The sequence below is a fragment of the Pseudomonas sp. W2Oct36 genome (assembly GCF_041060465.1).
GTDB classification, from domain to species: Bacteria; Pseudomonadota; Gammaproteobacteria; order Pseudomonadales; family Pseudomonadaceae; genus Aquipseudomonas; species Aquipseudomonas graminis_B.
Genome location: NZ_JAUERW010000001.1, coordinates 50,811 through 63,457, shown reverse-complemented (window position 1 = coordinate 63,457; position 12,647 = coordinate 50,811). Strand labels below are relative to the sequence as shown.

Sequence of the window (12,647 nt, the reverse complement as noted above, 5' to 3'; positions counted from 1 at the left end):
ACTGGCATCCATGCACCCACTCGCACTACAGTGTCCACGGTTACACCAGTAATCACCGTGCGCTCCAATGTTCGCCAGTGCTAACGCCGCACGTCAGTATCAACAAACCGAAACATGGAGTTCCAATGTCTAAACTTGCTGAATACCGCCAACTCGAACGTCACCTTGCCGATCAGCTCGCTGCCCTCGAGGCCATGAAAGGCGATAAAGGCCTGGAACAGGAAATCGAATTCGAAGGCAAATTGCGTACGCTGCTCGGCGAATACAATAAGAGCCTTAAAGATATTATTTCGATTCTGGATCACCCGACCGGATCCAAACAGGGCAAGAACGCCAGCGCCCCCGAGAAAACCACTCGCAAAGCCCGCGCCGTTAAAGTGTATAAAAACCCGCACACCGGTGAAGTCGTTGAAACCAAAGGTGGCAACCACAAAACCTTGAAAGAATGGAAAGCCGAACACGGTTCCGACACGGTCGAATCCTGGGTTTCCTGATCGGCCTGTCTAGGGAGCTGGCTCACTGACCACTGCCCCATTGCCGATCTCCCGATGCATGCGCCCACGGCGCTGCATCGGTGATTCAAACGCTGCTCCCGTATTGATTTGCGCTTCGCCGTCGCACACGCTCATCAGCTAGATCCCCCCTTATTTCAGCCCGGCATGTCCTCAGGGCTTCGCTACTACCTTTCTGTCGGAGCCATCCCGTGAAGAATATCGTTGCCGGCGTGCTGAATGTTTCATACCGCGACGTGGGACCCAGCGACGGCCCTGTTGTCATAGCGCTCCACGGATTTCCCTATGACATCCACGCCTATGACGAGGTGTCGGCGCGACTGGTTCAGGCTGGCTGCCGCTGCATCGTGCCTTATCTGAGGGGATACGGTCCCACCCGATTTGTCGATGCCGCCACACCCCGCTCGGGCGAGCAGGCGGCACTGGGCGCCGACCTCCTCGCACTTATGGACGCGCTGAACATTCCTGACGCCATTCTCGCCGGTTACGACTGGGGCGGACGCGCCGCATGTGTGGTCGCTGCGCTGTGGCCGGAACGGGTAACGGGACTGGTCAGTTGCGACCCCGGCTACAACATTCAGGACATCGCTGCTGCAAACACACCCGCCTCCCCCGAAACGGAACGGCGCCTGTGGTACCAGTATTACCTTCACGGCGAGCGCGGACGGGCAGGCCTTGCGGCCAATCGAACGGAGTTCTGCCGTTTGCTGTGGACGCTCTGGTCACCGACATGGGGATTCTCCGAATCCACGTTCACTGACACCGCTCAGTCGTTTGAAAACCCGGACTTTGTCGAGGTCGTGGCGCATTCCTACCGTCATCGTTACGGATTGGTTCCGGGCAATCCCGCCTATGCCTTTATTCAGGAGAAGCTCGCGCAAACGCCACCGATCAGCGTTCCGGCGGTGATCCTGACTGGGGCAGACGATGGCGTGTCTTCAAAACGTGAGGGCGTTGCGGCGGTGCGGGGATTTGCAGGGCAAGTGCGGCGGCAGGTGATAGAGGGCGTGGGCCACAATGTGCCGCAAGAAGCACCGGCAGAGTTTACCGATGCAATACTGAGCCTGCTGGACGATCATTGAGTGCATATAACCCGAGCCTCTAACGACTCAGGACTGCTCGGCATTGCTTAGCTCGACGGCCGACTTGGCCGCTTCAACTTCATCTTCAAAGTACAGTTCGGCGCCCTCCTCATCCTTGACGCGGAAGACCGCAGTTGCACCGGACTGCCGGTGTTCAAGTGGGATGTCTTCACCTTCCAGTCTGACGACGGCCACGGCCATTATGATTCTCCTGCGGGCAACACCGACAATCAACCGAGCTGTTCACACTGGAACCTGCTCACATTGATGATCAGTTTGAACATTCAAAGGCATGGTCATTACGCACGATAATCAGCGTAGAACCGAGTGTTGTGTGTGGGTACGTGGGGTGCTGAAGATTTGTGCACTTTGCAGCGTGACAGGCAGCGGGCTGTATTCAAGGTTGATCAGGCGGACCCCGTTGATGTGAGGCTGCCCACAAGGAAGTGCACCAAAGGCAGTGGCCAGCACCATCTGGTCGTGCTCAAACAAAACGATGGTTTCCGCGGTCACGGCGTCCATGTAAAGCGAATAAGGGCACGACGCATCGGGACAAATCTGATGGCGAAGTTCGTTTAACACGCGCAGGCGGCGGTAGACAACGGTGCCTTCACCCAACGATTTGCTGTACCAGGTATTCATTGCACTGCCCATCTTGTAAGCGTTATCAGTATCGACCCTGCCCTGATCCGATTCGTTCAACGGTAATAACGATCGAGGGAGGCCAACTTATGAACGGGCTTACAGGCGGGCTTGAAACAGAGCGTGGATCTTGCCGATGACCTGATCGATGTCGAACGGCTTTTCAATCACCTCATCAAACAAATCCGGCCGCTCGGTCCCCATATAGGCCTGCGCGCCACTCATGAGCATGATCGGCGTCGCCATGTGCACCTGACGGGACTTGATTGTCTGGGCAAGTTCCAGACCGGTCATGCCCGGCATCATGAAATCGGTGATGATCAGGTCGGGGCGCTCGCGGTCAAGAATGGCCAGCGCTTTGCTTCCGCTGCCGGCGACGACCGTATGAAAGCCTTCGTCCTCCAGCGCAAAGCTAAGGATGTCGGCAATCAGGTATTCGTCGTCGATGATCAGAATGGTCGGCATCAGAGGGTCACTTCCCACGACGTCGCGAGGGTCTGGCGCCTGGTCAGGCAACTCAATGGCTCTGGCCACCCCCACGTTGCGAATCGCATATCTCAGACCTTCTTCATGGTGATTCCAGCGTTGCTCATCACGACTTCAAGTGGCGAGGGATCGTAGGCATTGTCTCTGATCTTCAGAATAGAAACCTGCCGCTGAAGTTCAGTCCGATGCTGCACGAATTGGACGAGCAGCAGGTTATCCACCACGCCGGAGACATCCGGTGTCGGGAGGTTTGCACGCTCGTCGAACAACCGATGGGCTTCCCATGCCGCCATCACCGTAACGCCCCGGCCGCGAAGTTCGCTGAGCAAGGTGTCCAGGACATCCAGCACCCGACTCTGATCGGCGGCCGTGCGGCTCAGGGCATTCAGGCTGTCGATGAACACACGCTTGATCTGCAGCCGCTCTACCCGGTCGAGCAAGTCGTAACAGACCCGATCAATCAGACCCGCCGAGGCCGGCGTCCAGACGATGTGCAGCGCCCCCGACGCTTCCAGCGCGGCGAAGTCCTTTCCGAGAGAACGCGCTTTGCTCATGGCCCGCTGCGGCGACTCGTGAAAGCCGAAGTACAGCCCGGGCTCCTGTGCCGAGCAGCCGCCCAGAAACTGAATGCCCAGGGACGTCTTTCCCGCGCCAGAAGGGCCCATGATCAGGGTCACCGAAGAGCGGACCAGACCGCCTCCGATGTGGGCGTCCAGCCCGTCGATGCCGCTGCTCAGTAGGGAATGGGGATGTTCGGGCATGGCGCCGGTGCGGGTGAGCATGCATTCCAGGCGCGGGTAAATGGAAATGCCCTGCTCGTTGATCTCGAATTCATGGGCGCCAGGGATCGCGCCACTGCCCCGGGTTTTGCGCATCTTGATCCGCCGCACCGTGCGCGAGCCGACCATGTCTTCGCCCATCTCGATCACGCCGTCGACCATGGTGTGCTCGGGACTGCCATCGTCGAGTTGCGAACTAGTGAGGAACAGCACCGTGCAACCGGCGAATGCGGCATGCCCCTGCAGCTCGGAGATGAACTGCTTGGTGTCCAGCGGCGTTTCTGCCCTGGAGCGCGCGTTGAGCAGCCCGTCCAGTATCAGTAGGCTGGAATGCTGGCGGCTGATCTCGCGGCGCAGCAACTTGACCACTTCGTGCAGCCCGTCGTTCTCGAGGGTGTCGAACGCGCTGACGAACTGGATACTCTGGCCTACCGCGCCGCGATCAAAGAAGCTCAGGGTCGAGAGGAAATGAAACAGCCGGTCGTGGGGTTCGGCGAGCAATGTTGCGAACAGCACGCGGCCGTCTTGGCGGACGTGGTTGAACCCCACCTGGTTGGCGAGAATCGTCTTGCCCGACCCCGGCCGTCCTTGAATGATGTATGACGCGCCCGCAACAAGGCCTCCTTTGAGCACTGCGTCGAAGCCCTTGATCCCGCTTTCAAGGCGTTTTAGCTGATTCAAATCTGCTCCCTCTCCTGATGTGCATCAGGCCTGAAAATACGCATTGCTCACGCGCGAAGGCCAATACAGTGGCGGGTAATCGCGGATCAGTCCAGCCCGTCGCAACGTTGCGGATTGCGCGGCGTGCAGTGGCTGAGCAGGTATCTCATTCGGTCCCCTCGGCAGCGACCAAAAAAAGCCCGCCTTCGCGGGCAAAATCGATGCAGTTATAGCGAGATGGAACCGTCCAGCCAGCGGATGGTTCTGCGAAACCACCCACAGAAACCCCGAGCGTTAATGGAGTCTCTCAACCCCTTTGACGGATTTGGGCAGCAGTCCCGCCTTGAATTGCTGAACAAACAACGCCGTTCTGAACCCGCGCCCCAGCGTTGCCGCTTCTGCTTCAAAACGGGTTACACATGACGTGAAGTCGAGCTTGGCGTTGTCGCTGAACAACTCGCTGACTTCGTTGAGGGTTGAATCTTCCAATGGCTTGTTCATCAGAGACCTCCATGCTGTACCTGGCATTGATGACACTGTCGGGCGGGGCCGCTACGTACCGGCCCAGCCCGTCTCGGTTTACTCGGCTTTGCCCTGAGCCAGGCCCGACCCGAGGTCAGCACCGGTCATAGGGTCGGCTTCCAGATCGGACTTCAGCCGCTCTTTCATCATGGTCAGCGTCACCGAATCGTCCTCGCTCAACGTGACAGAAGCGGTACCGTCGCCTCCATCGACTGCCGGCTTTGGATTCTCGACGTATTCGAAATCTGCGTCGCTGTTCCACGGCCCACGCACGTTCGGCTCGCCGTTGGACATGCTGAAGTAAGTCCGGGAGAACTCTGGCATGCCTGGCAGCTTGCCTTGGGGGAAGTTCGGCTGAATCGAATGCAACGCTTTCTCGAAGGAAATCTGATGCGCGATTTCACGGGTCATCAGGAAGCCCAGGGCGTCCTTGATGCCTGGATCGGTGGTCACGTTCATCAGGCGTTCGTAGACGATCTTCGCACGTGCTTCGGCGGCGATGTTCGAACGGAAGTCCGCCGTCGGTTCACCGATGGTATCGATGTAGGCGGCTGTCCATGGCACGCCCGCGGAGTTGACCAGCGGAGCACCACCGCCGTACAGCAGGCTGGTGATGTGCGAATCATTGCCGGCACCGTTGATGTCACGGTACAGCTCGCCTTCGGCTTGCACGCCCTCGGCCAGTTTGCCTTTGGCGCCTTTGTTGAGCATCACGATGATCGAGCCAATGATCTCAAGGTGGCTCAATTCCTCGGTAGCGATGTCCAGCAACAGGTCCTTGCGACCTGGATCCTCTTCAGCCAACGCTTGAGTGAAGTAACGAGTGGCCGCGGCCAGCTCGCCCTGGGCGCCACCAAACTGCTCCAGAAGCAGATTGGCCAGACCCGGATTAGGCTCGGCGACGCGAACCGTGTATTGGAGACGTTTATTGTGCAGGAACATAGTGTTACTCCCTTCTCAGGCTATTTGATATCAGGATGTTTAACGACAAGTTCAGCTTTTTTAGTACGGCGATCGGTCAACTAAGCAGAACGCACAGATATAAAGAGAGATCGGGGGTGGTGTAATTCAGGAAAGCGAAAATAGGCCCGACCAATGGTGTGGCGCTTAAAGTTTAATAACGGTGGGCGTGTCCCGACAGGTGGTCTGTTATTTAAACGACAGCCGAACGAATTGAATTTCGCGACCCTAAGCGATCTGAATGGAGAGTTGTCAGGAGTTGGATCGACGGCATTGCACCGTCGATGACCATGAAGATTTTTCGTGGGGACATGGCGCAGGTTGCGCAGGTGGATTATCAGCTGATAACGGCGGCTCTCGGTCCACTGGCGATCAGGGCCGCACCACAGGCGGTCTTCATGCCGTCCAGCGCAACCGGGACTCCATCCACGGCGTACGTGCTGCTGCCTTCGGCGATGGGGAAAATACCTTTGCATAACGGGCAGCTGACGTTGTGCCCTACCCCGGCGATGGGCTTGCCGTTGAGGTTAGTCTGCGGGAAGGCTTCAAGCACGACGCCGCCGTGGGTGGTGAGGTCGCCTAGGCGGATGATGTCTTTCATAGTTGTGAAGTCTCTCGGTTAGTTTAATTCAGTCACTATCTGTTTACGGTGATTGCTTATAAGCGGCTGGGAACTGCTCACTCTTTGGAAGTGCATTCGGGTGTAGGAGCTTGTTTGCTGGCGAACGCGCTGTATCAGGCAACAGAATTGTTGTGCCATTTGACGGCCCGCACGACTCAACTGGAAATCGGCGCACATCGAACTTTGGCAGTTGAAATTGCCAACTGCCATACGGAATGCCGTGTTGGTCGACGTAGGCTTTGTTCTCAGGTTCGAGATCGATGTACTTGCCCTTGCTTGCGCCACGGTACGGGCCGAGCGGCTCGACTTTGGCTTGGTAGCGGCCAACTTCTTTGAAGCTCAGGCATGGCCCACCGACCCACACTTTGACGATACCTCCCGGAGCCATTCCCAACGTAATCGCGAAACGGTAGTCGTTCATCCATTCTTTTGAACTGCGGCAATACACGCGCTGTGGCGTCACCATCTCATCGCGTACCCACTGCGGTATCCGGATGCTGATTTTGTAAGCCTGAGGCTCCACTAGTGACTGCCAGCGCAGAAGAAGTTGGTCTGGTAAGTCAACGTTGTTGATGGGTTTTCCGCCAGATGTGCCCTTGTGCCAGCCCTCGGGCTTTCGCGTGTAACCGGCGACTCCGGCATGTACGTTAAAAAAAACGTATCCCCGCTGATCGAGCACATCGACGCTTTCAACCCATACTTCCATGTGTTTGGGCGCGGCGAAGCCGATATACCACGCCGGATATGGCAGCTTGACAGGTGGGGGTACTGAGCTACCCGTGGCACAGGCACTCAAGCTGAGTAGGAATCCGACTGCAAAACCCAGGCACCTCATTCCGGATAACCTTCTTGCGGACTATTGAGGTGCACGTTCCTGCGATTCGGCGGCGCCGGTTTGCTGAATAGAAACGGACCCTCAGGGGTCCAGTGCGCGGACAGGTGGATGTAACGAACTCGCAGCAATGACTCTTGCGCAGGTTCAAGTCTTACGAGCCTATCCGTCATTATCTGCTGCAAGATTCGATTCGCGATAGGCATGAGCTCATCCGGCATTGCGAGTTCAGGCCGCTCCTCCAGACCCTTGAATGGAACGCCGTGACGTATCCCCAGCTCACGCATGACACGCAATGCAATCAGGCTCAGTTCGCCATGCACGGGGCGTTCGAGCAGCACGGTTATCCAGTAGTCCTGCATGACCGGCTCAGCTTTGCCGCTAGGGTTAGTTGCTGCAGGCCAGGCCTTCACGGCAACGTAGCCATCGCGAGCCACGCCTGATTCGCGCAATACGTTGGCGTCCGCCTCTGCACGGGCCCAAGCCGCGTGGAACTCAACCTTTTGACCGGTCGGAACGCTGGCCTTGCAGGGCTGCGTCATCCACAACTTTTCTCGTGCTCGTGGGAGATAGCCCCCGCCGACATCGGAGTTAGCGCCGCACTGGATTCTGAGACGTTCATTTGTGCGGTGGCGCGATGGGTGCGGGGCCGCAGCAGCATTACCAGCTGCCATAGGGAATGCCGTGCTGGTCGATGTAGGCTTTGTTTTCAGGTTCGAGTGGGATGTACTTGCCCTTGCTCGCCCCACGATAGGGTCCGAGCGGTTCGATTTCAGCCTGAAAGCGGCCGACCTCCTTATGCTCTAAACACCCCGATCCGACCCAGACCTTTGCGATGCCTCCGGGCGCCATGCCCAGGCTTATGGTGTCCCGATATAGAGTGACAACTTCCTGATCCCAGCTACAAAACTCCCGCTGTGGCTTGATCATTTCATCGCGTACCCATTGGGGTATTTTGATCAAAACTTTATAGGTTTGTGGTTCAACTAAGGATTGCCAGCGCAGAAAAATTTGATCTGGTAAATCGACGTTATTGATGGGCTTGGACTTGCCTCCTCCTTCGTGCCAGCCATCCGGCTGACCCGTGTAGCTGGCGACGCCACCGTGCACGCGAAAAAAAGCAAGGCCGCGCTGATCCAGCACATCAACCGTCTCCACCCACACCTCCATATTTTGGGGCGCTGCCAACCCTACGTACCACGCCGGATACGGCAGCTCGGGCCTCGCTGGAAGTGGAGAGTTCGCTGCACAGGCACTCAGGCTGATTAGCAATCCCAGTGCATACGCCAAGCGCCTCATTCGGGATAACCTTCTTGCGGACGATTGAGGTGCACGTTCCTACGATTCAGCGGTGCCGGTTTGCTAAGTAAGAAGGGACCTTCAGGGGTCCAGTGCGCTGATATCTGGATGTAACGCGATCGTAGCAATGCCTCTTGCGCAGGTTCCAGGCGTACGAGCCGGTCCGTCATTACCTGCTGCAAGATTCGCTTAGCGATAGGCATAAGCTCCTCTGGCACTGCGAGTTCAGGCCGCGCTTCCAGACCCTTGAAGGGAACGCCGTGACGTATCCCCAGTTCACGCATAACACGCAGTGCAATCAAGCTCAGTTCGCCATGTACAGGGCGTTCGAGCAGTACGGTTATCCAGTAGTACTCCATGGCCGACGCAGCTTTGCCGCGAGAGTTAGTTGCTGCAGGCCAGGCTTTCACCGCAACGTAGCCATCGCGAGCCACGCCTGATTCGCGCAATACCTTGGCGTCCGCCTCCGCACGGGCCCAAGCGGCATGGGACTCAACTCTTTGACCCGACGGAACGCTGGCCTTGCAGGGCTGCGTCATCCACAACTTTTCTCGTGCTCGTGGGAGATAGCCCCCGCCGACATCCGAATGCGCGCCCGGCAGTCCGATTTGGAGGTGCGTGTGGTGGACGTTATTAAGAGAAAAGTCGGCGCGGTACTCGTCGAGCGCTTGAAGGTGAATGACCTGCCGCGCGCAGTCGGGTGGCAGATAGAGATTGACGCCCTGATTCAGGTCGTTGCCAGGACTGAAGTCCCCATTTAGAGGGTCTGAGATGGCCGCAACCGTATCGAACAGGCCAATCAGATTGATGCAAACATCAGCGGCGTTATCAAAGCTTTTCAGCAGACCGCCCCTCCCCCTTGCGAACATCTCGCTGAATATCCCGCGTCCGGGTTTAAGGACTTCGTTTGCGCAATGTCGTGCAGCAGCAGCTCCACGGCTGAAACCAAAGACGTCAAATTCGACTTTGCTTATCGCCACACTAGGATTTTTGGTAATGAATGCACGCAGGCGCTGCCTGATTGAGTCGGGTGCTTGTCTCACCCGCGCCACCACCCCAGTTTCACCCTGCCCGAGTCCTTGGCCGATCAGTCTGTCATCTTTGCCGCCACTACGTGTGCCGATGCCTTCCATGTAGACGGATAGGTAGGCGATCTTTTGGTCTTTATTAAGCGGCGTGGTGCTGTTATCCGGATACAAGTCATACAAATACGCCACATTGCTCGGCGCATTCCCGTAACTGTTGTTCGGCGCGCTGTTAAACGCACTCCCGTCAAACTCCCCAAACCCATACTGCTTGCACGTCGCTGCAATGCTCTCAAGCTCTTCAGCGCTAAAGCTGTCCAAGTCCTGCCGTCGGCACCGTTCAGTCGCCGCCGCATTGCTCTGGTTATTACCGGTCCCGTCAAAGAACAGCCCGATGCGCAGGGTGATGCCTTCGGTGGTTTCCTCTTCCTCTTCTTCCTCCTCAAGCTCAGGCGTGGGACGCGGTGTCAGCCATTCTTCAGGCTGAGGAAAGTCGATCGCGATGTTTCCAGGCAAAATCGTGTGGACGGGCATGGTCTTGCCGTCCTTGTCGGTCACGCCGTTGAACACTTCGCCAGCCTGCGTGGTGATCCGGTAACGGACGAAACGGGCAGCGGCCTGTTGCGCGTCGACCAGGGTGTACCCCGCCCCATAGCCATAAGGTATTGGCGTCACCGGGGTGGTCAGCGTGGTGGCACCGGCCTTCAGCACGTAAGCGGCCCGGTGATAGATATTCCCCGGCGCGCCCAGCTCGATCTCGCCATCCTTGATACGGATGAATGCGTCACCGCAATTCAGGAGGAGCTCTTCCGGGGCGCTGATTTCGATCCGGCCGGCCAGGCTTTCAATCTTGATGTCGTCTTGGGCGAGCGCGTGCAGTGCGGCACTTTGGGCGTGAAGCTGAACGTCGCCCTGAACCGCTTTGAGTTGCAGGCCCCTGGTCACAGCGCACAGGCTGATCGCACCTTCGGCGGTGCCGGTGATGTTGCGTCCGGCGCTGATGTCGGTTGAGCGTGACGAGGTGATGGCGACGCTTTCGCGACCGGAGGACACGCAGATCGCTTCGGGGCTGACCATGCCGATGCCGGCCGGTGCGTGCAGCAGCAGACCGGGCTCGGTGAGGTGAGTCAGCGCGTCGTTTAGTTGCGAGTGGCTGCGGGTGTCTGCGGCGATAGCACCAGCACTTCTCGCGGCCTGGGCCATGGTGCGTGCCACGGACAACGCGCTTTCCAGTTCCTCGATCACGGCATCCATGTCGAGCTGCTGACCGTGGGCTTTGGTCTGTTCATCCGCACTGATAAACAGCCCGCTTCCCGCCCGAATCGCGCCCCAGCCATCCGTGCGCAACTCCAACCCTTCGCCGCGCTTATCCTTCTCGTTGTCGACCAGATGCCCAAGGTTTAGCTGGCTCTTGCCGCTGTGCTCGGTGCTGAGTTTGATGTGTTCCTGGCCGCGGTCGTCTTCCATGCGCAGCTTGTTGTTGGCAGGGGTGCGCAGGACGTTGCGTTTGTAATCGCTGCGCAGCAGCGTCACAGGGTCGGGATGGCGACTGTCGTGCAGGGCATGGGCGATGTAAGGCCGATCAGGGTCGCCTTGCTCAAAGGCAATCGCCACTTCGGTCCCGCAGATCAGCGGCAAGTGCAGGCCGTGGGTATCCCCGGCATAGGGGCGGGCCAGCCTCAGCCAAAGGCTTTCTTGACCCAGCTTCCAGCTGTCGCGGTCAAACAGAAAGCTGACCTTGTAACGGCCTTCGCGGTCAATGTGGCTGTATGGATCGTTGGCCAGCGAACTGGTGACACGGGCCGGCACAGTGCCCGCTATCGCAGGCTTTGCCAGCAACGGCGGCCGAAAGCACACGCTCTCCGAATAGGGAATCGCTTCAAAGCTCAGCTCGAAACTGCGGTCCCGCGCGGCACGCAGCTGCAATCGAGTGATCACCGCACCCGGTTCAAACGCTTGCGGCGCACCACCCGAGATCTGCTGCACCTGCGCCAATCCCAACGAAGCACTGCTGCTCACACCACTTAAGCGAGTCTGATTATTCAGATACCGCTCATGCCGCAACCGGGCGTAGAAAAACCCGCTTTCACCCTCTAAATCTTCATCCTGATCCAGCTTGTCGCCGAGCACCTTGTACGGCTCGGCATAGTGATACGCCTCGCCGTAAGTGGTGGAATCCCCACGCGTCTGATCAACATCCCCATCGAGCCATGCGTTCGCATCCCGATGGTGATAAGCCCGAAAGTGTACGTTCTTCTCCACCACCTCATGACTGACCTGCAGCCCCCAAACCCCGTCCTGACCACTGCTGCCCAACCCCGACCGCGGCCGAAACGGCAAGCTCACACGCGGCCGAACGTAATGCCGCTGGTCATCATGAAACTCAACGACCGCAATCCCCAATCGCTCATCGTTAGTGAAGCGGAACCAGATCCCCACCTCGGGTAATAAGCGTGAAATAAACGCCAGATCGCTCTCGCCGTACTGCATCACCTGCTCGCGCTTCGGATACTCCCTTACCAGCGAGAACAAAAAGTCCTGCCCCTCAAAGTCATGCCGAGTACGCAGAACGCTCTCGACAATCTGCGGCACCGACTGATGCTGATAGATCCGGAACTGCCGCCCACGGGCCAGCAACGCAAGGCGCGGTTCAAGCGTCACTTCATAACGCGCCTCGTCAGCCGAACCAGAGAGCCGTTTAAACCCCGTCACAACCCCATGCAAAGTTCGCAACGGTTTAACCGGAGGCACCGGCAAACCACGAATCGCCACCGGCAACGTATGCGCCGCAGCATGCAGACTGAACTGCGCATCCTGCCCGAGCATCCGCTCGGCGCCGATGTCCTGCTCGATGGAAGTGAATTCCACCCGGTAACGAAACGGCTGACTCAGCTGTTCCTCGCCCTCGAAGGCAAGAACATCGAGTTCAATGGGCAAACGATGAACAACAAGCTTATGGCGACTGTGGTCGAAGAAAGGCGGCAACACGGTGAGCATGAATGAGCGTCCCTGGCAGGAAAAATCCCCCCTGAGCAGCGCGTAAAGATCTGATCAACTCGTCCATGAGAGAGGGCTGAGGCCGGCGAAGATGAGGCATTTCAAAGTGTGACTCCAGAGGGCGAGACACGAAGGAGACGGTTCCAGCGGCATTTACGGACTAATCCTACAATCCGTAAATCGACAGCAAGCCCGCCCGCCAATCTCTGGCACAATCCTCTCTTTTTTT

The 12,647-nt window shown here is 58.0% G+C and carries 13 protein-coding genes and 1 pseudogene; 2 read left to right on the top strand and 12 right to left on the bottom strand.

The genetic code is table 11. The features are described from left to right. Window positions 1–125 precede the first annotated feature (125 nt). Window positions 126–494, top strand: a complete 369-nt coding sequence (locus QWI18_RS00235) for a histone-like nucleoid-structuring protein, MvaT/MvaU family (RefSeq protein ID WP_065990779.1) — start codon at window positions 126–128, stop codon at window positions 492–494. Window positions 495–703: 209 nt separating this feature from the next. Then, window positions 704–1,594, top strand: coding sequence for an alpha/beta fold hydrolase (locus QWI18_RS00230; protein WP_369317861.1), 891 nt, complete (start codon window positions 704–706; stop codon window positions 1,592–1,594). A 27-nt stretch (window positions 1,595–1,621) separates the two neighbouring features. Here QWI18_RS00230 and QWI18_RS00225 read toward each other — a convergent pair whose 3' ends face one another. From QWI18_RS00225 to QWI18_RS00170, 12 genes and pseudogenes are all read right to left on the bottom strand, one after another. Further along, complete coding sequence (locus tag QWI18_RS00225; protein ID WP_167355811.1) at window positions 1,622–1,795, bottom strand: hypothetical protein; 174 nt, start codon at window positions 1,793–1,795, stop codon at window positions 1,622–1,624. A gap of 111 nt (window positions 1,796–1,906) precedes the next feature. Continuing rightward, window positions 1,907–2,236, bottom strand: a complete 330-nt coding sequence (locus QWI18_RS00220) for a hypothetical protein (RefSeq protein WP_369317860.1) — start codon at window positions 2,234–2,236, stop codon at window positions 1,907–1,909. Between the two features lie 99 nt (window positions 2,237–2,335). Next, window positions 2,336–2,701, bottom strand: coding sequence for a response regulator transcription factor (locus tag QWI18_RS00215; protein WP_065990774.1), 366 nt, complete (start codon window positions 2,699–2,701; stop codon window positions 2,336–2,338). 92 nt (window positions 2,702–2,793) lie between these two features. Beyond that, the gene (locus tag QWI18_RS00210) at window positions 2,794–4,182 is read right to left on the bottom strand and encodes an RAD55 family ATPase (RefSeq protein WP_369317859.1); all 1,389 of its coding nucleotides are present in this window, start codon (window positions 4,180–4,182) and stop codon (window positions 2,794–2,796) included. A gap of 273 nt (window positions 4,183–4,455) precedes the next feature. After that, complete coding sequence (locus QWI18_RS00205; protein WP_065990770.1) at window positions 4,456–4,662, bottom strand: hypothetical protein; 207 nt, start codon at window positions 4,660–4,662, stop codon at window positions 4,456–4,458. A 78-nt stretch (window positions 4,663–4,740) separates the two neighbouring features. Further along, complete coding sequence (locus QWI18_RS00200; protein ID WP_192131726.1) at window positions 4,741–5,625, bottom strand: manganese catalase family protein; 885 nt, start codon at window positions 5,623–5,625, stop codon at window positions 4,741–4,743. A 355-nt stretch (window positions 5,626–5,980) separates the two neighbouring features. Continuing rightward, window positions 5,981–6,244, bottom strand: coding sequence for a PAAR domain-containing protein (locus tag QWI18_RS00195; RefSeq protein ID WP_369317858.1), 264 nt, complete (start codon window positions 6,242–6,244; stop codon window positions 5,981–5,983). 43 nt (window positions 6,245–6,287) lie between these two features. Then, window positions 6,288–7,100: a DUF2931 family protein gene (locus tag QWI18_RS00190; RefSeq protein WP_369317857.1), complete on the bottom strand. Its 813-nt coding sequence runs from the start codon at window positions 7,098–7,100 to the stop codon at window positions 6,288–6,290. Then, the gene (locus QWI18_RS00185; protein ID WP_369317856.1) at window positions 7,097–7,639 is read right to left on the bottom strand and encodes a hypothetical protein; all 543 of its coding nucleotides are present in this window, start codon (window positions 7,637–7,639) and stop codon (window positions 7,097–7,099) included. The genes QWI18_RS00190 and QWI18_RS00185 overlap by 4 nt, the downstream gene beginning before the upstream one ends. Window positions 7,640–7,757: 118 nt before the next feature. Beyond that, window positions 7,758–8,396, bottom strand: a complete 639-nt coding sequence (locus tag QWI18_RS00180; RefSeq protein WP_065986138.1) for a DUF2931 family protein — start codon at window positions 8,394–8,396, stop codon at window positions 7,758–7,760. Further along, window positions 8,393–9,265: a DUF2235 domain-containing protein gene (locus QWI18_RS00175; protein WP_369318157.1), complete on the bottom strand. Its 873-nt coding sequence runs from the start codon at window positions 9,263–9,265 to the stop codon at window positions 8,393–8,395. The genes QWI18_RS00180 and QWI18_RS00175 overlap by 4 nt, the downstream gene beginning before the upstream one ends. A gap of 837 nt (window positions 9,266–10,102) precedes the next feature. Then, window positions 10,103–12,418: pseudogene (locus tag QWI18_RS00170) on the bottom strand (type VI secretion system Vgr family protein); the annotation flags it as partial. Window positions 12,419–12,647: the final 229 nt, after the last annotated feature.